Genomic DNA, 21,694 nt, shown 5'->3' on the forward strand with positions numbered 1-21,694 from the left:
GGACAAGACCGCGAAGCCGCCGCAGCCGAATGCCTTATATGGACCCTCTCCATGTCCGACACCCATGTCCGCGATCCCTCGTGGAAAACCGATTTGATCTGGCACTATTTCCACACCGTCACGACGGCCGCCAAGGCACCCGCCGCCTATCGCAAGTTCTACAGCAATCAGGACGCCAGCGACGAATTGGACGGCCGCCATCGCGTCTATGAAATGCTGGTGGATGAACAGCTGCACACCCTTCCCACCCTGGCGGCGACCGCTGACGCGTCGATGGAAAACTACAAGAAGAGCAAGCTACCGTGGAACCAGAACAATGGCGGTTTCCTCAAGGCAGTGAACAATGAATATTGGTGCGGTTCGATCATCAAGATCGTGTTTGTCCGCTATATGGGCTGGAAAATGGCCGAACCGACGGCGCGCGACCAGGTGAGCGCGGGCCGCGATCCCAGCAAAGCGGTGGATTGGACAATCAAGAATCTCGAAAACAAGGTGCCGGTGCGGGCCTCCCTCGGCGGCGCCCATTATGTGGGCATCGTCGGCCACCGCACATCGGGAGCCGACGGCAAGATCACCGAGTTTCTGTGCATCGACCCATGGGCCTATGGCATCGACGGGGGCAATCGGGACATGAAATATGCCGGTACAAAGACCGCCTTTCTCGGGATCAGCAAACGCGACGGCGCGATATGGACCTATAGCAACAAGACCGTCGCCTTCGTCGAACGGCCATCCTAGGAAATCATATCTGGCCGGCGGCGCCGGAACGTCGGCCGGGACCGGACGCAGACGTTCCGAGGAGGTGCGACCAGTCTCTATGCGCTCCGCCTGACCTCAGCATTGATGAGGCTTTCAAGCTCCTTGACGGCTTCTTCTTCAGTAATGCCGCTGACGAGCGCCACTTCTCCGGACAGGCGCTCGACAGCCGCAGCGTACAGCTGTCGTTCGCTGTAGCTCTGCTCGGGATTGACCGCGGGCCGATACAGATCGCGCATGACCTCCGCGATAGCGACAATATTGCCCGAATTGATCTTGCTTTCGTATTCTTGAGCAAGTCGGGACCAATTACCCCGCGCTTTGTGCGGCGCCTGCCCCAGGATTCGTCGCATGTGCTCGATGGAAACGGGATCGGACAGTTGACGCATTCCGGCGCTTGCCGCCTTCCTCGTCGGAACGCGGAGCGTCATCTTGCTCTTCGCGAAATAGACGACAAAGAACTCGAGGCAAGCCCCCGCCACCGTCTGTTCCTCAATCGCTACAATTTGGCCGACGCCGTGCGCAGGGTATACGATCAAGTCCGTTGCCCTAAATCCAAAGCGCGTCTCGCCGTCCTGGCCCTCATCCGTTTTATCGGCGGAGGTCGCTGATGCTGAATGTGTGTGGTTCGAATAAGGAGATCTGGTCTGATTATCGAAATTCATTTCGTGACAAGCTCCATGGCTTCTGGAATTGGCTCATGCCAATTTCAGCTCTGATCAATCAAGCGTCTGAAACAAACTGCCGGGCTGGAAATGATTCATGTTGCCCGATCTGTCCCTAACCAATAAGCCGCGAGCGCGTGCGCCGCCACGAGAATGACGCCTCCAATTTCCATTCCCTTCAATCGCTGTGGCTTCTCGGCAACGTGTTCCCACTCGGCGAAATCAATCGTTTCGTGCCGATGAAACGAACATCTGCCAAACCCAAGAGACAGGACACCGGAGCAATCGGTGGAACCGGCAGGGATGCACACGTCTCTGCCGCTGCTGGTCCAGATGCACTCATCTGCAGGCGATGATCTCTCATGCCTCGATCACTCATTCGTACCGCAGGCGCGATGATCCCGCGACCGACGCGCTATGACAAGCTCGCCGCCAACTACCTTGCCTTCGTTCAACTCGCATCGATCGGGCTATGGCTGCGCGCTGATGAGGCCGCGTCCTAGTTGAACGCCATGCCGCCGCTCATCGCGATGGTCTGTCCGGTCATGTAGGGATTATTGACCAGCAGCATCACGGCCTGCGCGACCTCCTCGGCGGTGCCGAAACGGCCCATCGGAATGCGGCTGACCAGCTCGCTCTGTCCCTTCATCATGTCGGTCTCGATCAGCGAGGGCGCGACGGCATTGACCGTGATGCCCTCCTTGACGAGGCGTGCGGCGTAGCCGCGGGTCAGGCCCTCCATGGCCGCCTTGGATGCGTTGTAGTGCGGCCCGATCGAACCGGCGCCGCGCGCAGCGCCGGAGGAGATGTTGACGATGCGGCCCCATTTCCGGGTGCGCATCATCGACAGCACCGCCTGCGTGCACAGAAACGCCGATTTGAGATTGACCGTGATGGTGCGGTCGAAATCCTCTTCGGTGAGGTCGTCGACACCCCTGACGATGGCGATGCCGGCATTGTTGACGAGGATGTCGACCGGGCCGAGCCCGGATTTGGCGCGCTCGACCAGCCTGGCGACGGCGGCAGCTTCCGAGACGTCGGCGGCGATCGCGACGGCGCGGCCGCCGGCGGCAATGATGCCCTTTGCCAGCGTCTCCGCCTCGGCCGAGCGCTCGCGATAATTGATGGCGACGGCGGCGCCGGCATCCGCCAGCATCTTGACGATCGCCGCACCGATGCCGCGCGATCCGCCGGTCACCAGTGCCACATGTCCGTGCAGACTGCTTGTTGTCATCTGGTCACCCTGTTCGACGTATCCGCGCAGGCTCGCAAACGGGGAGGCGCGGTGCAACGCAACTCTGCTCAAATCTGCGTTGCGGGGGTGCCGAGCGGCGAAAAACCGGCTTCCCGGGCCGGAATCGGCCTTGCGTCCGGCCCGGGCCGGCGGCAATGGTTGAGGCATCACTTCTTGGCCCACCCACGAGAGATCGATGAGCAAACTGATTGTCCGCGCCGGCGAGTTCACCTTTGACGCCCGTTTCGAGGAGCAGCTCGCGCCGAAGACGGTCGCCGCGTTCCGCAAGGCGATGCCGTTCGAGAGCCAGGCGATCCACGTGCGCTGGAGCGGCGAGGGCGTCTGGATGCCGCTCGGCGATCTCGACTTCGGCGTGTCCTACGAGAACCACACCAGCTATCCGGCGCCGGGCCAGATCATCCTCTATCCCGGCGGCATCAGTGAGACCGAGATCCTGCTCGCCTATGGCGGCGTGCATTTCGCCAGCAAGATGGGCCAGCTCGCCGGCAATCATTTCATCACGCTGACCTCGGGGCTGGAGAACCTCACCGCGTTCGGCAAGACCGTGTTGTGGAAGGGCGCGCAGAACATCCGCTTCGAGGAAATCTGATGTGACCGAGGCCCGCTATCCGCGCGATCTCCGCGGCTACGGCCGCAATCCGCCCGATCCGAAATGGCCCGACGCAGCGCGCATCGCCGTGCAATTCGTGGTCAATTTCGAGGAGGGCGGGGAGAACAACATCCTGCACGGTGATCGCGCCTCGGAAGCGTTTCTGTCCGACGTGCTCGGCGCGCAGCCCTGGGTCGGGCAGCGTCACGCCAACATCGAGACGATGTTCGAATATGGCGCGCGTGCCGGCTTCTGGCGGCTGTGGCGGATATTCACCGCGCGGAAACTGCCGGCCACGGTATTCGGCGTCGCGACGGCGCTGAAACGCAATCCGGACGTCGTCGCCGCGATGCAGGAGGCGGGCTGGGACATCGCCAGCCACAGCCTGCGCTGGGTCGAGCACAAGGACATGTCGGAGGACGAGGAGCGCGAGGAGATCGCCCGCGCCATTGCCGTGCACACCGAGGCGACAGGCGCGCGGCCGCTCGGCTGGTACACCGGCCGCTCCTCGATCAACACGATGCGGCTTTTGATGGAGGCGGGTGGCCTCCGTTATCTCTGCGACTCCTATGCCGACGATTTGCCGTACTGGATCAAGGCGCCAGGCACCGAGCCGCATCTCGTGATCCCCTATACGCTCGATGCCAACGACATGCGCTTCATCAACGCGCAGGGCTTCGGCGGCGGCGAGGAGTTCTACACTTACCTGAAAGACAGTTTCGACGTGCTCTATGCCGAGGGCGCGACCTCGCCGAAGATGATGTCGGTCGGCCTGCATTGCCGTGTCGTCGGCCGTCCCGGCCGCGCCGCCGCGTTGATGCGCTTTCTCGACTACATCGAGAAGCACGAGCACGTCTGGGTGCCGACCCGGCTTGCAATCGCCGAGCATTGGCACGCCAATCTGAAGCATCTCGCGGAGCACGCGTTCGAGATCGGGTAGGTTTGTCCCGGAGTGACGCGGAGCGCAGCCAGCTTCGTCATTGCAATGGCGGGATCTTGCCGGGATCGCGCGCCACAAACTCCGGTGTCGTCCCTGCCTAGTGCGCAATTGCGCACGGGAGCAGGGACCCTACGCCGCGGCGGATGTTGTGAACGGGATTCGTCGTTCCAGCGCTGCGCAACAATCAACATTCGTGGTTATGGGTCCCTGCTTTCGCAGGGACGACATATTTGTGAGGCCAGAGCTGTTCGTCATTGCGAGATCCCGCGTACGCGGAACAATGGATTGCTTCGCTTGACGCGGATGGTCAGTGTCCCGCCATGTGCCGGCCGATCTCGGTGAGGTCGGCCTCGCTGGCGCGGGCCTCATGCACGAACGCGCCGTGGAACATCACGACCAGCCGATCCGACAGCTCCAGGAGCTCATCGAGGTCCTCGCTGACCAAGAGCACCGCCGCGCCGCGGTTGCGGGCGGCCATGATCTCGGCGTGGATCTGCGCCACTGCGGCGAAGTCGAGGCCGAAGCAGGGATTGGCGGCGATCAGCACCTCGACGTCGCCCGAGAGCTCGCGCGCCAGCACCGCGCGCTGCACATTGCCGCCCGACAGCGCCGCGATCGGCGTCTCCGGCGTGCGGGTCTTGATCTTGTAGCGGTTGATCTTGCGCTCGGCGTCGTTGCGGAAGGCGGCGCGGTTCAGCCACCAGCCGCCGCGCGCGAACGGGGCGCGATCGAACTCGCGGAATGCGATGTTGTCGGCGACGCTCATACCGCCGACGCAGGCGTTCTTCAGCGGCTCTTCCGGCAACAGCGACATCCTGTGGCGGCGCATCTCCGCGCGGCTCGCCGCATAGGTCTCGCCCTGGACGCGGATCATGCCGCTCTCGGCCTCGCGCTGGCCGGCCAACACCTCGACGAGCTGGCGCTGGCCGTTGCCGGACACCCCGGCGATGCCGACGATCTCGCCGCTCTTCACAGTCAGCGACACGCCGTGCACGGCGATCGCGCCGGCATCGTCAAGCGCGGTGAGCCCGTCGAGCTCGAGCCGGGCCGCGCCGGTCTCGCCGGTGCGCGGCGGTTGCACCGTCAGCTGCTCGGCGCCGATCATGGTGCGGGCCATCTCATCCGGCGTCAGCTCGGCAACCCGGCCGGTGCCGGCAAGCTTGCCGCGGCGCAGGATGGTCACCTCGTCGGCAAAGGCCATCACCTCGCGGAACTTGTGCGTGATCATCAGGATGGTGAGTTCGCCCGCGACCACCATCGCGCGCAGCATGCCGAGCACCTCGTCGGCTTCGCCCGGTGTCAGCACCGAGGTCGGCTCGTCCAGGATCAGGAAGCGCCGCTTCAGATAGAGCTGCTTAAGGATCTCGCATTTCTGACGCTCGCCGGCGGAGATGTCGGAGACCTTTGCGTCGAGCGGCACCTTGAACGGCATCCGGGCCAGGAAGGCCTCGAGCTCCTTCTTCTCCTTGCGCCAGTCGACCATCGCAGGAACGTCATCGCGCGCCAGCACCAAATTCTCGGCAACCGTCATCGCCGGCACCAGTGTAAAGTGCTGGTAGACCATGCCGAGCCCGAGCGCATGCGCGTCCTTCGGATTGGCAATCGCCTGCTGGCGGCCGCCGACGAGGATGTCGCCTTCGGTGGCGTGGTAGTAGCCCATGATGCATTTTACGAGCGTGCTCTTGCCCGCGCCGTTCTCGCCGAGCAGCGCGTGGAACGAGCCGGGACGCACCTTGAGCTCGACATTGTCGAGCGCGGTGAAATCGCCGAACCGCATCGTCATGGCGACGGCATCGACGCCGAACGCGCCTGATGGTGCGGGCGGCTCGCCGATGATCACGACAGCGCCCCGATCAGGTCGGCGGATTTGGTCACCGCGCCGAACACGCCGCCCTGCATCTTGATCATCTTCAGCGCGTGGTCGTGGTTGCTCCGGTCAGTCGCGCCGCAGCAATCCTCGACCAGCACGCATTCGAAGCCGCGGTCATTGGCCTCGCGCATGGTGGTGTGGACGCAGACATCGGTGGTGATGCCGGTCAGCACGATGTTCTCGATGCCGCGCAGCCGCAGCATCAGCTCGAGGTCGGTTGCACAGAACGAGCCTTTTCCGGGCTTGTCGATAACAGGCTCGCCCGGCAGCGGCGCGAGGTCGGGAATGATCTCCCAGCCGGGTTCGCCGCGCACCAGGATGCGGCCGCAGGGGCCGGGGTCGCCGATGCCGGCGCCGATCTGGCGCGAGCGCCAGCGCTTGTTGCCGGGCAGGTCGGCCAGATCGGGCCGGTGCCCCTCGCGCGTATGGATGATGTGAAAACCCTGCGCGCGCATCACCGCGAGCAGCTTCCTGATCGGCTCGATCGGCGCGCGCGTCAGCGACAGGTCGTAGCCCATCTTGTCGACATAGCCGCCGACGCCGCAGAAATCGGTCTGCATGTCGATGATGATGAGCGCGGTATTCTCTGGCCGCAGATCGCCATTGTAGGGCCAGGCGTAGGGCTCGGACTTGATGAAGCGCTCGGGCATGAAATGATCTTTCGAGATGCTATCGGGTGATGGACAATTCGGCGGGCGCGCCGGTCAGCGTGCGCTTCGGCGAGCAGGTGATGATCATGATCGCCAGCGTCAGGATGTACGGCGCGGCATTGAACAAATGATAGCCGGAGGTGATGCCGACCGATTGCAGCGCGGGCCCGAGCGCGGCCGCGCCGCCGAAGGCGAGCGAGGCCCACAGGCACAGCATCGGGTCCCAGCGCGCGAAGATCACCAGCGCGACCGCGGTGATGCCCTGTCCCGAGGAAAGGCCTTCGTTCCAGCTGCCGGGATAGAACAGCGACAGGAACGAGCCGCCGATGCCGGCGAGGAAGCCGCCGACCATGGTGGCGCGCAGCCGGATCAGCAGCACCGAATGGCCCATCGCGCGCGCCGCATCGGCGCTCTCGCCGGCGGTGCGGATCAGGAGGCCCCAGCGCGTGGTCCTGAAGGCCCAGTAGAGCAGCGGCGCGATCGCGACGCCGATCAGGAACAGCACGTTGATGCGCAGCGCCGCGCGGACCTGCGGCACGTCGCTCCACCAGCCGAAATCGATCGCCGGCAACCGGGCCGCGGTCGGCTCGATCAGCGGCTTGCCGAGGAAGAACGCGAGGCCCGTGCCGAGCAGCATCAGCGCGATGCCGACCGCGATGTCGTTGACGCGCGGCAGCGAGCAGATCCCGGCATGCAGCGCGCCGAACAGCGCGCCGGTGATGCCGGCCGCGAGCACGCCAAGCCATGGCGAGCCGGACAGATAGGAGATGCCGTAGGCACTCATCGCGCCCATCACCAGCGTGCCCTCGAGGCCGAGATTGATGCGGCCACTTCGCTCGGTGATGCATTCGCCGAGGCTGACGAACAGGAACGGCGTCGAGACGCGGATGGCGCCGCCGAACACAGCGAGCGGGACGGTCCAGAGCCCGAGCGATGCGTCCGCCATGTCAGGACTTTCCCTTCAGGAAGCCGATGCGTCCGTAGAGCGCGTCGCTGGCCAGCACGAACACGAAGATGATGCCTTGCAGCACCAGCACGGAGGCGTCGGGCAGGCCGAGCCGCCGCTGCAACAGGCCGCCGGAGGCCGAGATGCCGCCGAGCAGGATCGCCACCGGAATGATCGCCAGCGGATTCTGCCGCGCCAGGAACGCGACCAGGATTCCGGTGAAGCCGTAGCCCGCCGCGAGGTTGGCGTTGGTGCGGCCCTGCACCGCCGCGACCTCGATCATGCCGGCTAGTCCCGCGCAGCTGCCGGCGAGGAAGCAGACGGTCAGGATGAGCTTGCCGACGCTGAGGCCGACGATCTTGGCAGCGCGGATGTTGCCGCCGGCGACGCGCGCGGCGAAGCCGAAGGTGGTGTGATAGATCAGGATGTAGGCGGCGACGGCGGCGACGAGACCGAACACCAGGCCCCAATGCACGTCGGTGCCGGGAATGGTGCCGATCATGTTGGCGGCGCCGATCTCGCGCGTCGACGGCTTGTTGAGGCTCGCCGGATCGCGCATCGGCCCCTCGACCAGATGGTTCAGAATCGCGAGCGCGATATAGACCAGCAGCAGGCTCGAGATCGTCTCGTTGACCCCGCGATATTGCCGCAGGCCGCCCGACAGGGTGATCCAGAGGCCGCCGCCGATCATGCCCGCGATCACCATGGCGATCTGCACGACGATCGGCGCCGCGCCCTGCAGCGCCAGCGCGGCCGCGGTTGCCGACAGCGCGCCGATCAGCAGCGCGCCTTCGCCGCCGATGATCACCATGCCGAGCTGCGCCGGCAGCGCCGTGCACAGCGCGGTCAGGATCAGCGGTGCGGCGCGGGTCAGCGTGTTCTGCCAGGAGAAGGCGGTGCCGAACGCGCCGTAATACATGTAGAAATACAGATCGAGCGGGTTCTTGCCGTACAGCGCGACAAAGCCGCCGAACACCGCGAGCGCGCCGACCAGCGCCGCGCCCGGGATCAGGATGTATTCGATGCGCGCGCCATGGCGCTGGAGGAATCCGGGATCGGCGGCCGGAGCGATGCCGGCCGCCTCTACCGATTCCGCCGTTTCCGTCGTCACGCGGTGGCTCCGATCACGCCTTCGACGAGATAGTCCATCTTCTCGAGTTCGGGATCCTGCTGGCCGCGATCGGTGCCGGACGCGATCACCGTCTTGCCCTTGTTGTCGACGAGCGGACCCTTGAAGATCGCAAACTCGCCGGCCATGAACTTGGCCTTGACATCGTCGGCATGCTTGCGTGCTTCCGCCGAGACCATCTCGCCATAGGGTGAGACCTTGACGATCTCTTCCTTGAGGCCGCCGCGATAGAAGTTCGGGATCGCTTCGCCGGCAGTGATCATCTTGACGAATTTCGGGTAGAGCGCCTCCCAATTCCACTCGGCGCCGGTGAGATAGGCCTTCGGCGCCAGCGGCGACTGGTTGACGTGATAGCCGCATACGAAAGCGCCGCGGCGCGCGGCGTTCTCGACCATCGTCTTCGGTCCGTCGACATGGCAGGTCAGCACGTCGACGCCCTGGTCGATCAGGCTGTTGGTCGCCTCGGCTTCCTTGACCGGCATCGACCAGTCGCCGGTGAAGATCACCTGCGTGGTCGCCTTCGGGTTTGCGAGCCGGGCGCCGAGCGTGAATGCGTTGATGTTGCGCAGCACCTGCGGGATCGGCTTGGCGGCGACGAAGCCGAGCTTGCCGCTCTTGGTCGAATAGCCGGCGACGATGCCGGAGATGTACTGCGCCTCGTCGATATAGCCGAAATAGCTGCCGGCGTTCTTCGGGTCCTTGTCGGACCACAGCCCGCCGCAATGCTCGAAATGCAGTTTCGGAAACTTGCCTGCCATCTTGAGGACGTGCGGGTTGTAGTAACCGAACGAGGTCGGGAACATGAGCGTGGCGCCGTCGAGATTGATCATGGACTCGATGGTCTTCTCGACTGCATCGGTCTCCGGCACCTTTTCTTCCTCGACGACCTTGATGCCGGGAAGCTTCTTCACCGCCGCGGCTCCTTGCGCGTGAGCCTGGTTGTATCCGTAGTCGTCGCGCGACCCGACATAGATGAAGCCGATCGTGGTTTCGGCTGCCGCCGCGCCACGAATGCCAAGCGTGCTGCCGAGCGCCAGTGCGGCGCTCCCCTGCAATAAATGCCTTCTTGAAATCCTGCCAAAATCCATCGCCTGCTCCCTCCGGCGGGTCCGGCCCGCCTGTCCTTGTCGCAGCCGCCCGACGGCGGAGCTTGAGGGAAGTGTCGCAAGCTTCATGCCAGAGCATGTTTGGCGGTCATTCCTCCGTAAGCGATTGAATGCACATAGGAATGGTAATCAGGTCCAGAAGTCTCAGATGCTGATTGAGATTGATTTGCCTAATCTATGAGCGATCGACAGCTGTTGTATGCAATGCCGTTAAGCAGTCGCTAACCGCCGGACCGCCGGTGCGAGCCCGGTCAGGGGTCTGCGCACGACGCGCCATTTGCCGGCTGGTGAATCGGATCGGGCCTGCTACGAGTGAGGCGGGCTCCGGCGGCCGCGTTGGACTGATGGGAAACAGCATGAGCGAGACAAAACCGTCCTCGAAACCGTCCTCCCTTGGCGACGAGATCGTGGCGCGGATCAATCAGCTCGCGACGATCTCCGAGACGCCGGAGCATCTGGCGCGAATCTTCCTCACCGACGAGCACCGCAAGGCGGCGGACCTCATCCTGTCCTGGATGCGCGAGGCCGGCATGAGCGCGCATCTCGATGCGATCGGCAATGTCTGCGGCCGCTACGAGGGCGAGCGGCCGGGCCTGCCGGCGCTGATGCTCGGCTCGCACTACGACACCGTGCGCGACGCCGGCAGATGGGACGGCCCGCTTGGCGTCATCACCGCAATCGCCTGCGTCGCCGATCTGAACCGGCGCGGCAGGCGACTGCCGTTCGCGATCGAGATCGTGGGTTTTGCTGACGAGGAGGGCGTGCGCTTCGCCTCGACCCTGCTCGGCAGCCGCGCGGTCGCCGGCACCTTCGACGAGAGCGTGCTCAACACGCGCGATCGCGCCGGCACGTCGATGCGCGATGCGCTGATCCAGTTCGGGCTCGATCCCGATCACATCGGTAAGGCGGCGCGCGCCCGCCGCGAACTGCTCGGCTATGTCGAGCTGCACATCGAGCAGGGCCCCGTGCTTGAGGAGAAGGCGCTGCCGGTCGGCGTCGTCACCGCGATTTCGGGTGCGACCCGGCTGGCCGCCAGTCTCACCGGCGTCGCCGGCCACGCCGGCACGGTGCCGATGAAGCTGCGGCGCGATGCGCTGGCGGGCGCTGCCGAATGCATCGCTGCGATCGAACAGTTTTGCCAGTCCGACGAACAAGGCCTCGTTGGCACCGTCGGCTATGTCAACGCGATGCCGGGCGCCACCAATGTGATCCCGGGCAAGGTGTCCTTCACCATGGACATCCGCTCGCAGAACGACATGCATCGCAAGCGCGCCGTCGCCGACATCGTGCGGCAGATCGAGGCGATCGCAAAACGCCGCGACCTCGCCTTGCAGATCGACGTCACCCACGAGAACCGCAGCGTGCCCTGCGCGCCGTGGCTCAAGACGCAGATCGCCGAGGCGGTCGCGGCCGAGGGCCATGCCGCGTTCGAGCTGCCGAGCGGGGCGGGGCATGACGGCATGGCGATGGTCGATGTCGCCGATATCGGCATGATCTTCGTGCGCTGCCGCGGCGGGATCAGCCACAATCCGGCCGAGCATGTCGAGCTCGCCGATGCCGACACCGGCGCGCGGGTGCTGCTGCGCTTCGTCGAGAATTTTCGTCCGCACGGTGCAGTGAATAGCTGAAGCTGCCGCGCCCGCGTTGCGCAGCGAGTAGATCGAGAGTCCTTCGCAACTCCAACACCGTCACCCTGAGGAGCCGCGAAGCGGCGTCTCGAAGGGCGACGGCCCAACTGTGGCCGTGCGTCCTTCGAGGCTCGCTCCGCTCGCACCTCAGGACGACGGTCCAGATGGCGTTCGCAGGGGCGAGAGTCTCTTGGCGGAAATGGGCTCGAAATATCGAGGACCTCTTGCTGTCCACGTTGCGTCAGCACGCCGCAGGCACCGGTCCAGGGGCCGCTGCCGGCCCCGCCCCGTCGAGTACAGACAGATCAGACCACCGTTTCCGGCTCAGCTGCCCTATTTGCGGGCCGGGCGTGAAGCGCTAGACTTGGTGCAACGGGGGGTAGTGGACATGAGGTCGTCCGTCGTCCAGGACGTTCAGTTCCCAAAGCAACCGGCGCTGCAGCTGATCTACGACACTGCGCCGATCGGTCTTGCCTACCTCTCTCCCGATTGCCGTTACCTTCAGATCAACCAGCGTCTCACCGAGATCTGCGGCATTTCGGTCGAAGGCCACCTCGGGCGTACGGTGCACGATTGCGTGCCCGCGCTGGCTTCGGCGGTCGAAGGTATCGTTCGGTCGATCATGGAGACCGGAGAGCCCGTCACCGACGTGGAGGTTTACGGCCAGCGCCCCGGCCACAATGACGAGCGATGCTGGATCAAGCATTGGCATCCGCAGCGCGAACCGAACGGGAGCATCGTCGGCGTCAACGTTGCGGCCGAAGAGATCACCGATCGCAAGCGCAGCGAACGCGAGATCCGTGCCGCGCGCGATGCTGCCGAGAAGGCCTTGCACCATCTGCAGGAGACCCAGGCGTCGCTGATCGAGGCGGAAAAGCTTGCGGCGCTGGGCCGGCTGGTGGCCGGCGTCGCGCACGAGATCAACAGTCCGGTCGGCACCAGTCTCACCGTCGCGTCAGTGCTGGAGCAGAAATGCGCCGACTTCGCTGCCGAGGCAGCGCGCGGCAAGCTGAAGCGATCCAGCCTGAGCGATTTCATCGAGGTCGTCGAAAGCGCCTCGTCGCTGCTTGTCGGCAACCTCAAGCGCGCGGCGGATCTGGTGCAATCGTTCAAGCAGGTCGCCGTCGATCGCAGCTATTTCGACCGCAGCCAGTTCGATCTCGGTGCGGCGACCGAGCAGGTTCTCTCGAACCTGCGTCCGGCCTTGCCGAAGAACAACCTGGCGCTCGAGGTCGATTGCCCGCCCGGTCTTGCCATGAACAGCTATCCCGGCCCCTACGGCCAGGTACTGACCAACCTGTTCGTCAATTCGGTGGCGCACGCGTTTCCGGATGGCAAGGGCGGAGTGATAACGATCCGGCTGCGCGCGTCAGGCGCGGACCAGGTCGAGATCCTGTTCGCCGACAACGGTTGCGGGATGGACGACGACGTGCTGCGGCAGGCCTTCGATCCCTTCTTCACCACGCGCCGCGACATCGGCCGCATCGGGCTCGGTCTCCACATCGTTCATAACATCGTCACGAACCGGCTGGGCGGAGAGCTCCATCTCGACAGTGCCCCGGGCATGGGGACACGCATGCGGATCACGCTGCCACGCGTGGCGCCGCAGCGCGTGACCGACAGTTGATGGCTGAAGGGGGACGCCGAGAAGGAAATGCTCCCCGGCTTTCAGACCGGAAAACGTCATTCCAAGTAACCGCCGCAAAAGGCATTCCACTACCCTTGCTTCCGCCCCCGTCGTCGCGACATTGTCAGGGTATTCCTGATGGTTAGGACGATGAGCCAATCCGCATTCGATCCCTTCGGCGAGCCGGTCCCCGCGGTCGATCCTTCGATCGCGAGCGACGGCGTGTCGAAATGGCTGAAGACCGCGGGCACCAGCGTGTTCTGGGTGCTGGTGGTCGGCATCGTGCTGGCACGGGCCGTCTATTTCGAGCCCGGTGTGTTCAGCTTCGAGCATGCCGTTGCCTGGGCGCAGGGTCTGTTCGCCGCGCTCTAGCCGCAGGCCCGCGCGGGGCCGTCTTCGCGGTCCGCGCCTCCCGAATGATCCCCTCGAACGCCACCGCCGCCGGCACGTCCAGCCGGCCGGGCGATTTCAATTGCCAGAGCGTGCGCTCGATATGGACGCCCTTGATCGGGATCACCTTCAGCTTTCCGAGCTTCACCTGATCGTCGATCGTCGCGATCGACACGATGGCGACGCCGACACCTGATGCCACCGCCTGCTTGATCGCCTCGGTGCTGCCGATCTCGAGCGTCCGCTGCGGCTCGACGTGGTGGGCGGCCAGCGCCTGCGCGACCACCTCGCGCGTGCCTGAGCCGGGTTCCCGCACGATCAGGATTTCGTCATTCAGCGACCGGATGTCGATCGGCCCCTGGACCGCCGCGAAGCGATGATCCGGACCCGCGATCAGCGCCATCACGTCGGTACGCCAGGCTTCGCTGACCAAATTCTCGTCCTCGACCGGTCCCTCGACCAGCGCGATCTCGATCTCGTGTCCCAGCATCAGCGCGGCGATGTCACTGGTGTTGGCGCTCACGACGTGCAGATCGATGCCGGGAAAGGCGCGGTGGAACACGCCGAGATATTCCGGGATCATGTAGGTCGCGATCGTGGTGCTGGCGCCGATCCGCAGCGAGCCGCTGTCGAGGTTGCGCAGCGCCTGCAATTCGTCCTCGGCGGCGCGTTCGGCCGCAAACAGCGTCTCGGCATGCCGCGCCAGCGCCGCACCCTCCCGGGTCGGCCGCACCCCCTTCGGCGTGCGGTCGAGCAGCCGGCAGCCGACCTGCAGCTCGAAATCCCGCACGCCCTTCGAGATCGCCGGCTGGCTGATGTGCAGGAGGTCGGCGGCGCGGGAGAAACTTCCGGTTCTCGCCACGGCCGCGAACAGGCGGAGCAGATGCAGGTTGAGGGACATAACTTCTCTCTATCGGGGCAGTCCGAAAATATATTAGCCAAGAGGTGTGCCATGGCGCATAAAATCTTCTCCGAAAAGAGGATTTTGTGCCGGAACAAGAACAAGACCAGGGGCAGAAGCAGGGGGCGCTGAGGCGCATATTCCAGCTCATTCCGGGGATTCTGCTCTGCGGGGTCGTCACGGTCATCTCGCTCGGCATCCAGGCCGCCGAGGAGCGCGTTTTCGACCATCCCTATATCGAGGCGCTCGTCGTCGCGATCCTGCTCGGCATGGCGGTGCGCACCGCCTGGGAGCCGTCGGCGCGCTGGCGCTCGGGCATTGCCTTCAGCGCCAAGCAGCTGCTCGAGGTCGCGGTGATGCTGCTCGGCGCCTCCATCAGCTTTGCCGCGATCGTGGCATCGGGCGGGCTGCTGATCGGCGCCATCGCCGTGACCGTCGTGATCATGCTGGCGGTGAGCTATGGCCTCAGCCGGATGCTCGGCCTCAAGACCAAGCTCGCGATCCTGATCGCCTGCGGCAACTCGATCTGCGGCAATTCGGCGATCGCGGCGGTGGCGCCGGTGATCGAGGCCGATGGCGACGACATCGCCTCGTCGATCTCGTTCACCGCCATTCTCGGCGTGCTGATGGTGCTCGGCCTACCGCTCTTGATTCCGCTGCTCAAGCTGACGGCGACGCAATACGGCATCCTCGCCGGCCTCACCGTCTATGCCGTGCCGCAGGTGCTGGCGGCGACCGTGCCGGCCGGCATCGTCTCGACCCAGATCGGCACGCTGGTCAAGCTGGTGCGGGTATTGATGCTGGGCCCGATCGTGATCGGCCTCTCGCTGCTGGTGGCGCGGCGGCGCAAGGCCGGCGCTGCGAAGGAGGGCACTTCGAAGGCCGCCTCGATCAGCCCGTTCAAGCTGGTGCCCTGGTTCATCATCGGCTTCCTGGTGCTGGCCGCGCTGCGCTCGTTCCAGCTCGTGCCTGACATCGCGATCGCGCCGGTGACCAAGACGGCGGCGATCCTCACCGTCGTCTCGATGGCAGCGCTTGGGCTCGGGGTCGATGTGCGGGTGCTCTCGACGGTCGGCGGCCGGGTGACGGCCGCCGTCACGCTGTCGCTGATGCTGCTCCTGGGCTTGAGCATCGGCCTCGTGCACTTCTTCAAGTAGAGCATGATCCGGAAAAGTGTGGAGCGGTTTTCCGGAGAGATCATGCTCACATCAAAGGGCCGGCTACTCGGCGGCCTTCGCGGTCTTTCCGAACATCCGTGTCGGTGCGGCAAAGCCGCAGGACGTGCCGTCGGTAATCTTGACCTGATCTTCCCAGGGCAGGCGGAAGCGGCCGGACACCATGTCCTGCATGAACGTGTAGGGGCAATCCATCGCGCCGCCCTTCACCGCGACATAGCCGCGGTGCCAGAGCTGATAGATGTTGTTCTCGACGCCCCAATTGATCCGCGCCTCGCGCACGAGGTCGGGCCGCACCTCGGCGGTGATGATCTCGTCGGCCCGTCCCGTGGTCCCGTGCGCGATGATGCTGCCGTCGAAATTGACGATCATGCCTTCGCCCATCGAGTCGAACGACCCATCCGAGCCGCACATGCAGACATTGGCCGTCACCATCAGGTTCTGGAACGCGTTGGCCTGGTTGGTGAAGCGCCAGCTGTCGCGGATCGGGGCGGTGTAGCCCGCGGTGCGGATCATGATCTCCGCGCCCTTGTAGGCGCATTCCCGCGCCATTTCCGGGAACATGCCGTCATGGCAGATGATCAGCGCGATCTTGGCGCCTTTCGGTCCGTCGATCACGGGAATGCCGATATTGCCCGGCTCCCACGGCTCGACCGGAATCCAGGGATGGAATTTGCGGTAGTAGAGCTTGATATCGCCGTGATCGTCGATGATCAGCCCTGAATTATAGGGGTTGCCGTGCGGGTTGAACTCCATGATGGAGAAGCAGCCCCAGATCTTGTTCTCGATGCAGGCCCGCTTGAAAGCCGCGACTTCAGGCCCGTCGAGCCGGCACATGATCTCCGGATTGGTATCCATCGAGAGGCCGTGCAGCGAGTATTCGGGGAACACGACGAGGTCCATGGTTCCGAGGTTGCGCCGCGCCTTGCCGACCATCCAGACGATGCGCTCCGTCTGCCGTGCCAGGTCGGACCTTGTCGCAACCACAGGCAACTGCAGCTGCACCAGTCCGATCACCACGCCGTTGGGTGACTTGTTGAGACCGCCAAGTCCATTCATGCCTGTCCTCCCGCCTGTTTGAAATGGGCTGTCATTTCGCGAACGATGATCTTCGTTCGGTCGGGCTCCCAGCTAGCAACGATCATGCCAGCAAGATCGCAGAATGCGCAAATGCAGGCGTACGGTCACATGCTGATCGGGATCGCCGCGATGCGCCGCATCATTGCGCAATGGCACGCGGTTTGCTTAATCAAATGCTGGTTTTCTCGCATTCGGGGCGTGCGTCATGGCGAATTCAAGCGGGACGATCGCGGCGGAGCCGGCGCCGATCACGCTCGACTGGAGCAGGACCGCGCTCGTCATCATCGACATGCAGCGCGATTTCATGGAGCGAGGGGGCTTCGGCGAGACGCTCGGCAATGACGTCAGCCAGCTTGCCCGCGCGGTGAAGCCGATTGCCGCAGTGCTCGCGGCCGTGCGCGACGCCGGGCTGCTCGTGGTCCATACCCGGGAGGGCCATCTGCCCGATCTCTCCGACGCGCCGCCTGCGAAGGTCGAGCGCGGCGCGCCGTCGCTTCGGATCGGCGATCCCGGACCGATGGGGCGGATCCTGATCCGCGGCGAGGCGGGGCACGACATCATTCCCGAGCTCTATCCGCAGGGCAGCGAGATCGTGATCGACAAGCCCGGCAAGGGCGCGTTCTACGCCACCGAATTCGGCGACATTCTGCAGAAATACGGCATCGAGAATCTCCTGGTCTGCGGCGTCACCACCGAGGTCTGCGTCAACACCACGGTGCGCGAGGCCAACGACCGCGGCTACCGCTGCGTCGTGATATCAGACGGCTGCGCGTCGTACTTCCCGGAATTCCACGAGATGGGCCTGAAGATGATCAAGGCCCAGGGCGGCATCTTCGGCTGGGTCACCGATTCAGCCGCGGTGCTGGAGGCGCTCGCTGGCTAGAGGGGCGAGGGGACGCGTCAGGGATATCGCCTTTGTGACCCTAAGCGGACTCTGGCGAGCACAACAAGCTTGACGCTATGGCCGTGCATCGCGTTTATCCTCCACATGAGCACGATCAAAGCAGTCTGCGTCTATTGCGGCTCCTCGCCCGGTCGCGACGTTGCCTACGTCGAGGCAGGCGAACGATTGGGACACGCTCTTGCAGCATCGGGATTGACGCTGATCTACGGCGGCGGAACCCATGGTGTGATGGGCGCGGTCGCTCGCGGCACACTGAACAACGGCGGCAAGGTCGGCGCGATCATTCCGAGATTTCTCACAAACTGGGAAACGACGACTGATGCGCTCAAGATGTTCGAAGACTTGACGATCACAGACACCATGCACGAACGCAAACACAGAATGTTCGAGCGTTCTGATGCCTTCGTGGCACTTCCGGGTGGCATCGGCACCGTCGAGGAAATCGTGGAAATCATGACTTGGGCCCAGCTTGGGCAGCACCGTAAGCCGATGGTCCTGGTGAACATCAAAGATTTTTGGGCGCCGATGATGGCAATGCTGGACCACATACGCAGCGCAGGTTTCCTTCATAGAGACCACCTGCTTCAACCCATTGTCGTTGATCGTGCCGAGGACGTAATCCCCGCGATTGTCGCGGCCGCTGCTAAAGAGAGCGCGTCCGAAGTCGGTGGTTCGTCGATCATCGACAAGATGTAGATTTCGGTGTCCTCAGACGTAATGGGGCCGGGTGCCGTCGGCTTCTGCTATTGGCCTCAGCCGACATGACCGAGCGCGCGTCGTTTGTCCGCTTCTGACGGTAATGCAGGCGTCATTCGGCGGGCGGATTTACGAGTACGCGCTCTAGCCGCCCTTCACCGCGCCCGCGGTGAGCCCCGCCACGATCTGCCGCTGCGCCATCACGGTGAGCAGCAGCACCGGCGCCGTCACGATCAATGCGGCGGCGGCGAGCGGGCCCCAGCTCAGCTGATCGAACGAGATCATGTTGTAGACCGCGACCGGCAGCGTGCGGGTTTCGCGCCCGGCCAGCACGATGCCGAACACGAAGTTGTTCCAGGAGAAGATCACCGCGAGGATGAAGGCGACCGCGAGCCCCGGCTTGGCGATCGGCAGCGCGACATGGCGGAACACCTGCCAGCGCGTCGCGCCGTCGATCAGCGCGGCTTCCTCCAGTTCCAGCGGCGTGGTCTCGAAATAGCCGATCATGATCCAGATCACGATCGGCACCGTGACGACGAGGTGGATGATGATCTGTGGCACCAGCGTGCCGAGCAGGCCGAGCCACTGGAACAGCAGGAACAGCGGGATCAGATACGACAGGCCGGGCGTGATGCGCGCGATCAGGATCACGATCGCCGACTTATGCGCGGCCATCCGCGCGATGCCGTAGCCCGCGGGCACGCCGACCAGCATCGCAAGTCCCGTGGCGCAGCCGGTGACCACAAGGCTGTTGCTGAAATAGGTCAGGAAGCGGTTGGAGGCGAACACGTCGGCATAGTTCTTCCAGGCGATATGCTCTGGAAAGAACACCGGTGGATAGGAAGCGTTGTCGATCTCGAATTTGAGCGACAGCGAGGCCATCCAGAGGAAGAACAGGATCGCCGGCGAGACGATGACGAACACCGACAGCCAAAGCCCGATCCGCCCGAGAATCTGACGCAAAGCTATCTGACGCGGGTTCATGCCTCGCCCCCGAGTTCAGATGTCCACAGCAGGCGCTTGCGCAAGTAAAGCAGCAGTGCCGCCAGCGCCACGATCAGGAGGAAGAACACCACCGCAATCGCCGATCCGTAGCCGAGGTCGTAATAGACGAAGGCGACGCTGTAGAGATAGACGTTGATGGTCTCCGACGCCGAACCCGGTCCTCCTTGCGTGATCGCGAAGATGATGTCGAAGCTCTTCACCGCGTCGATCATGCGGATCATGCCGGCGATGAACAGAAACGGCATGATCAAGGGCAACGTGATGAAGCGGAACACCTGCCAGAAATTGGCGCCGTCGATCTGCGCGCTTTCATAGGGTTCGGTCGGGATCGCAGCGAGGCCGCCGAGCACGATCAGCATCACCAGCGGCGTCCATTGCCAGGTCTCGACCAGCACCAGCGAGGGGATCACCGTCGCGGGGTTGAACACCCAGAGCTGCGGCGGCAGGCCGACCAGCGACAGCAGATAGTTCAAGACGCCAAGCTGCGGGTGGAACATCATGGTCCACACCAGCGCGATCGCCACCGGGGTCGCCATCATCGGCATGATGAAGATGCCGCGCAGGAAGCCGCGCGCGGCGAATTTCTGGTGAAACACCACCGCCGCCAGCGTGCCGAACACCAGCGGCAGCACGACCGACAGCGCCGTGTAGGACAGCGTGTGCCCGACCGCCTCGACGAAGCGCGGATCGGTCGGCAGCCGCAAATAGTTGGCGAGCCCGACGAAGACGGTCGGCGAGCCGACCTTCCATTCCTGCAGGCTCATCCAGATCGTGAACACCCACGGAAAGATGATCACCGCCAGCACCACGACGAGCGCCGGGATCACGAACGTCCAATAGGACGGCGGACGCCATTCATGCGCCGGGGCGGCCTCTCCAGAGCCTGCGGCTCTGGACTCTTGCTTTGACGCGTTTTCTTCACGCGAACCGGTACCCACTTCGCTTGAAAACGCTTTGCTGGCCGCCGCCGGCTCAGTCTGTGTCACCACACTCACGCTTTTTCGCTACGCTCCAGGATGGGGCGGAATTGCTCGTGCGCCTTCTTCAGCTCGGTGGCGGGATCGGCGCCCGACAGCGTCGCGGTCAGCGCCGCGCCGACGATGTCGCGGAATTCGGCGACCGGGATGATGACGGGCAGGCCGAGCTTCGAGATTTTGGCGGAATCAACCACCGACTGCAGCCATTCCTTGGTCTTCACGCCCTTGGCGACCTCGGCATCGTCGACGATGGAGTTGCGGAACGGCACGCCGCCGCCGGCCTGCAGCAGGCGCGCGCCCTGGCCGCGCGAGACCACCCATTGGCAGAGCAGATAGGCGGCTTCCTTGTTCTTGCTCGCCGCGGCGATGCCGACGCCGTCGCCATAGGTCGAGGAGAACTTGCCCTTGGGACCGGCGGGCACCAGCGTGTAGCCGACCTTGCCGACGACGCGCGAGGCGGCGGGATCTTCCAGCGGCGGCGCCCAGCCGTCGGCGTCGATCCACATCGCGGACCTGCCTTGCGTGAAGGAGGCCATCGACTCCATCCAGTTGAAGCCGGCAACGCCGGGAGGCGCGCATTTCGTCAGCAGCCGCTGATAGAGCTTGGTGGCCTCGATCGCCTCGGGGCCGTCGGTCAGGATGTTGCCCTTGGCATCGAGGAATTCGCCGCCATAGTTCAGATAGAAGTTGGTCCACATCGCCATGTTGGCGTTGCGCAGGCCGCGGCCGACAAAGCCGTAGATGCCTTCCTTCGGATCGGTCAGCTTCTCGGCCGCGATTGCCATCTCCTCGAGCGTCTTCGGGACCTCGACGCCCTTCTTCTGGAACAGCTCCTTGTTGTAGTAGAGGATGAAATAGTCGACCGACCATGGCAGCGACAGCATCTGGCCCTTGTCGTTGCGGGCATATTGCAGCCCGGCCGCCGAGAAATCGCTCTCGACGAGGTCCGGCGGCGTCATGCTTGGATCCTTGAGGTAGCCCGACATGTCGGCGAGCCAGCCGGCCTTCTCGAACTGCCGCTTCTGCACGTGATAGCTCAGGTGCACGACGTCGAAGCTGGGCTTGCCCGAGGACAGCTCGATCACGCATTTCTGGCGCTGCTGCTGCTCGGGAATCTGCTCCGACTCGACCTTGATGCCGGTGAGCTCGGTAAATTCCTTGATGTATTTCTGCAGATTGTCGCCGCGCGGCCCCTTGGCGAGGATCACCTCAAGCGTGGTGCCGGAATATTTCTTCCAGTTGATGTCGGCGCGGGCCGGAAATCCGGTCAGTCCAACCGCGCCGGCCGCGGCGGTGCCGGCCAGCATCTGCCGGCGCGAGATCAGGTGATGCGACATGTTTCTCTCCCTGGACGGTTCTTGTTTGGGAGAGATACTAGCGCCTCAACTTTCTGTGCCTAGTCCCA

21 protein-coding genes and 1 pseudogene are annotated in these 21,694 nt (G+C 64.2%); 10 read left to right on the top strand and 12 right to left on the bottom strand.

The features are described from left to right. Window positions 1-51: 51 nt before the first annotated feature. Window positions 52-738: a hypothetical protein gene (locus IF803_RS23085; protein WP_461193567.1), complete on the top strand. Its 687-nt coding sequence runs from the start codon at window positions 52-54 to the stop codon at window positions 736-738. Between the two features lie 77 nt (window positions 739-815). Here the strand turns inward: IF803_RS23085 and IF803_RS23090 are convergent, their stop codons facing one another. Then, on the bottom strand, window positions 816-1,421 hold the full coding sequence (locus IF803_RS23090) for a CarD family transcriptional regulator (protein ID WP_461193568.1): 606 nt from the start codon (window positions 1,419-1,421) through the stop codon (window positions 816-818). A gap of 410 nt (window positions 1,422-1,831) precedes the next feature. Between IF803_RS23090 and IF803_RS23095 the strand changes: the two are divergent. Next, window positions 1,832-1,924: pseudogene (locus IF803_RS23095) on the top strand (IS5/IS1182 family transposase); the annotation flags it as partial. Here the strand turns inward: IF803_RS23095 and IF803_RS23100 are convergent. Next, on the bottom strand, window positions 1,921-2,655 hold the full coding sequence (locus IF803_RS23100; protein WP_461193569.1) for an SDR family NAD(P)-dependent oxidoreductase: 735 nt from the start codon (window positions 2,653-2,655) through the stop codon (window positions 1,921-1,923). The pseudogene IF803_RS23095 and the gene IF803_RS23100 overlap by 4 nt on opposite strands. 196 nt (window positions 2,656-2,851) lie before the next feature. On the opposite strand from IF803_RS23100, the gene IF803_RS23105 reads away from it, so the two are divergent. Beyond that, on the top strand, window positions 2,852-3,265 hold the full coding sequence (locus tag IF803_RS23105; RefSeq protein ID WP_016843084.1) for a DUF3830 family protein: 414 nt from the start codon (window positions 2,852-2,854) through the stop codon (window positions 3,263-3,265). A gap of 1 nt (window position 3,266) precedes the next feature. Next, a complete protein-coding gene (gene puuE, locus IF803_RS23110) occupies window positions 3,267-4,205 on the top strand; it encodes an allantoinase PuuE (RefSeq protein WP_461193570.1) in 939 nt (312 codons plus the stop codon). A gap of 307 nt (window positions 4,206-4,512) precedes the next feature. On the opposite strand, the gene IF803_RS23115 is transcribed toward puuE, so the two are convergent. The 5 genes from IF803_RS23115 to IF803_RS23135 are packed head-to-tail and all read right to left on the bottom strand — an operon-like array spanning window position 4,513 to window position 9,888. Continuing rightward, entirely contained in the window at window positions 4,513-6,045 is a 1,533-nt protein-coding gene (locus tag IF803_RS23115; protein ID WP_461193571.1) for an ABC transporter ATP-binding protein, read from the bottom strand. Beyond that, window positions 6,042-6,725, bottom strand: a complete 684-nt coding sequence (biuH, locus tag IF803_RS23120; RefSeq protein WP_461193572.1) for a biuret amidohydrolase — start codon at window positions 6,723-6,725, stop codon at window positions 6,042-6,044. The genes IF803_RS23115 and biuH overlap by 4 nt, the downstream gene beginning before the upstream one ends. A 19-nt stretch (window positions 6,726-6,744) precedes the next feature. After that, window positions 6,745-7,671, bottom strand: a complete 927-nt coding sequence (locus IF803_RS23125) for an ABC transporter permease (RefSeq protein WP_028339446.1) — start codon at window positions 7,669-7,671, stop codon at window positions 6,745-6,747. A gap of 1 nt (window position 7,672) precedes the next feature. Beyond that, window positions 7,673-8,782: an ABC transporter permease gene (locus IF803_RS23130; protein WP_461193573.1), complete on the bottom strand. Its 1,110-nt coding sequence runs from the start codon at window positions 8,780-8,782 to the stop codon at window positions 7,673-7,675. Beyond that, window positions 8,779-9,888: a BMP family ABC transporter substrate-binding protein gene (locus IF803_RS23135; RefSeq protein ID WP_461193574.1), complete on the bottom strand. Its 1,110-nt coding sequence runs from the start codon at window positions 9,886-9,888 to the stop codon at window positions 8,779-8,781. Before IF803_RS23135 ends, IF803_RS23130 begins: the two co-directional genes overlap by 4 nt. 374 nt (window positions 9,889-10,262) lie before the next feature. Here IF803_RS23135 and IF803_RS23140 point away from each other — a divergent pair, with 374 nt between their 5' ends. The 3 genes from IF803_RS23140 to IF803_RS23150 all read left to right on the top strand — a co-directional run bounded on the left by IF803_RS23140 (window position 10,263) and on the right by IF803_RS23150 (window position 13,533). Further along, on the top strand, window positions 10,263-11,534 hold the full coding sequence (locus tag IF803_RS23140; RefSeq protein WP_461193575.1) for an allantoate amidohydrolase: 1,272 nt from the start codon (window positions 10,263-10,265) through the stop codon (window positions 11,532-11,534). Between the two features lie 388 nt (window positions 11,535-11,922). Beyond that, window positions 11,923-13,161: an ATP-binding protein gene (locus IF803_RS23145; protein ID WP_461193576.1), complete on the top strand. Its 1,239-nt coding sequence runs from the start codon at window positions 11,923-11,925 to the stop codon at window positions 13,159-13,161. A 150-nt stretch (window positions 13,162-13,311) separates the two neighbouring features. Continuing rightward, window positions 13,312-13,533 carry a hypothetical protein gene (locus IF803_RS23150; RefSeq protein ID WP_461193577.1) on the top strand — a complete coding sequence of 74 codons (222 nt, stop codon included), beginning with the start codon at window positions 13,312-13,314 and terminating at the stop codon, window positions 13,531-13,533. Here the strand turns inward: IF803_RS23150 and IF803_RS23155 are convergent. Further along, window positions 13,481-14,452 carry a LysR substrate-binding domain-containing protein gene (locus IF803_RS23155; protein ID WP_461193578.1) on the bottom strand — a complete coding sequence of 324 codons (972 nt, stop codon included), beginning with the start codon at window positions 14,450-14,452 and terminating at the stop codon, window positions 13,481-13,483. The genes IF803_RS23150 and IF803_RS23155 overlap by 53 nt on opposite strands. Before the next feature lie 86 nt (window positions 14,453-14,538). On the opposite strand from IF803_RS23155, the gene IF803_RS23160 reads away from it, so the two are divergent. Continuing rightward, window positions 14,539-15,609: a YeiH family protein gene (locus IF803_RS23160; RefSeq protein ID WP_304499128.1), complete on the top strand. Its 1,071-nt coding sequence runs from the start codon at window positions 14,539-14,541 to the stop codon at window positions 15,607-15,609. Window positions 15,610-15,672: 63 nt separating this feature from the next. Here IF803_RS23160 and IF803_RS23165 read toward each other — a convergent pair whose 3' ends face one another. Then, window positions 15,673-16,686 carry a formamidase gene (locus tag IF803_RS23165; RefSeq protein WP_092082506.1) on the bottom strand — a complete coding sequence of 338 codons (1,014 nt, stop codon included), beginning with the start codon at window positions 16,684-16,686 and terminating at the stop codon, window positions 15,673-15,675. Window positions 16,687-16,912: 226 nt separating this feature from the next. Between IF803_RS23165 and IF803_RS23170 the strand changes: the two genes are divergently transcribed. Together IF803_RS23170 and IF803_RS23175 are read left to right on the top strand one after the other, a co-directional pair. Continuing rightward, complete coding sequence (locus tag IF803_RS23170) at window positions 16,913-17,590, top strand: cysteine hydrolase family protein (protein WP_028339438.1); 678 nt, start codon at window positions 16,913-16,915, stop codon at window positions 17,588-17,590. Between the two features lie 105 nt (window positions 17,591-17,695). Continuing rightward, on the top strand, window positions 17,696-18,307 hold the full coding sequence (locus IF803_RS23175) for an LOG family protein (protein WP_028339437.1): 612 nt from the start codon (window positions 17,696-17,698) through the stop codon (window positions 18,305-18,307). Between the two features lie 144 nt (window positions 18,308-18,451). Here IF803_RS23175 and IF803_RS23180 read toward each other — a convergent pair whose 3' ends face one another. The 3 genes from IF803_RS23180 to IF803_RS23190 form a co-directional block, all read right to left on the bottom strand. Further along, the gene (locus IF803_RS23180) at window positions 18,452-19,291 is read right to left on the bottom strand and encodes a carbohydrate ABC transporter permease (RefSeq protein ID WP_155258377.1); all 840 of its coding nucleotides are present in this window, start codon (window positions 19,289-19,291) and stop codon (window positions 18,452-18,454) included. Further along, a complete protein-coding gene (locus IF803_RS23185; protein WP_229159989.1) occupies window positions 19,288-20,139 on the bottom strand; it encodes a carbohydrate ABC transporter permease in 852 nt (283 codons plus the stop codon). The genes IF803_RS23180 and IF803_RS23185 overlap by 4 nt, the downstream gene beginning before the upstream one ends. Window positions 20,140-20,303: 164 nt before the next feature. Continuing rightward, window positions 20,304-21,626, bottom strand: coding sequence for an ABC transporter substrate-binding protein (locus IF803_RS23190; RefSeq protein ID WP_028339434.1), 1,323 nt, complete (start codon window positions 21,624-21,626; stop codon window positions 20,304-20,306). Window positions 21,627-21,694 lie beyond the last annotated feature (68 nt).

Source organism: Bradyrhizobium sp. UFLA06-06, assembly GCF_054820065.1.

What these genes read in the sequence shown, in the direction of transcription:
- IF803_RS23100 (WP_461193569.1), bottom strand. Translation starts at nt 2,655, where the DNA reads ATGACAACAAGCAGTCTGCACGGACATGTGGCACTGGTGACCGGCGGA.
- IF803_RS23155 (WP_461193578.1), bottom strand. Translation starts at nt 14,452, where the DNA reads ATGTCCCTCAACCTGCATCTGCTCCGCCTGTTCGCGGCCGTGGCGAGA.
- IF803_RS23170 (WP_028339438.1), top strand. Translation starts at nt 16,913, where the DNA reads ATGGCGAATTCAAGCGGGACGATCGCGGCGGAGCCGGCGCCGATCACG.
- IF803_RS23180 (WP_155258377.1), bottom strand. Translation starts at nt 19,291, where the DNA reads ATGAACCCGCGTCAGATAGCTTTGCGTCAGATTCTCGGGCGGATCGGG.
- biuH (WP_461193572.1), bottom strand. Translation starts at nt 6,725, where the DNA reads ATGCCCGAGCGCTTCATCAAGTCCGAGCCCTACGCCTGGCCCTACAAT.
- IF803_RS23085 (WP_461193567.1), top strand. Translation starts at nt 52, where the DNA reads ATGTCCGACACCCATGTCCGCGATCCCTCGTGGAAAACCGATTTGATC.
- IF803_RS23140 (WP_461193575.1), top strand. Translation starts at nt 10,263, where the DNA reads ATGAGCGAGACAAAACCGTCCTCGAAACCGTCCTCCCTTGGCGACGAG.
- IF803_RS23165 (WP_092082506.1), bottom strand. Translation starts at nt 16,686, where the DNA reads ATGAATGGACTTGGCGGTCTCAACAAGTCACCCAACGGCGTGGTGATC.
- IF803_RS23135 (WP_461193574.1), bottom strand. Translation starts at nt 9,888, where the DNA reads ATGGATTTTGGCAGGATTTCAAGAAGGCATTTATTGCAGGGGAGCGCC.
- IF803_RS23090 (WP_461193568.1), bottom strand. Translation starts at nt 1,421, where the DNA reads ATGAATTTCGATAATCAGACCAGATCTCCTTATTCGAACCACACACAT.
- IF803_RS23175 (WP_028339437.1), top strand. Translation starts at nt 17,696, where the DNA reads ATGAGCACGATCAAAGCAGTCTGCGTCTATTGCGGCTCCTCGCCCGGT.
- IF803_RS23125 (WP_028339446.1), bottom strand. Translation starts at nt 7,671, where the DNA reads ATGGCGGACGCATCGCTCGGGCTCTGGACCGTCCCGCTCGCTGTGTTC.
- IF803_RS23150 (WP_461193577.1), top strand. Translation starts at nt 13,312, where the DNA reads ATGAGCCAATCCGCATTCGATCCCTTCGGCGAGCCGGTCCCCGCGGTC.
- IF803_RS23105 (WP_016843084.1), top strand. Translation starts at nt 2,852, where the DNA reads ATGAGCAAACTGATTGTCCGCGCCGGCGAGTTCACCTTTGACGCCCGT.
- IF803_RS23190 (WP_028339434.1), bottom strand. Translation starts at nt 21,626, where the DNA reads ATGTCGCATCACCTGATCTCGCGCCGGCAGATGCTGGCCGGCACCGCC.
- IF803_RS23145 (WP_461193576.1), top strand. Translation starts at nt 11,923, where the DNA reads ATGAGGTCGTCCGTCGTCCAGGACGTTCAGTTCCCAAAGCAACCGGCG.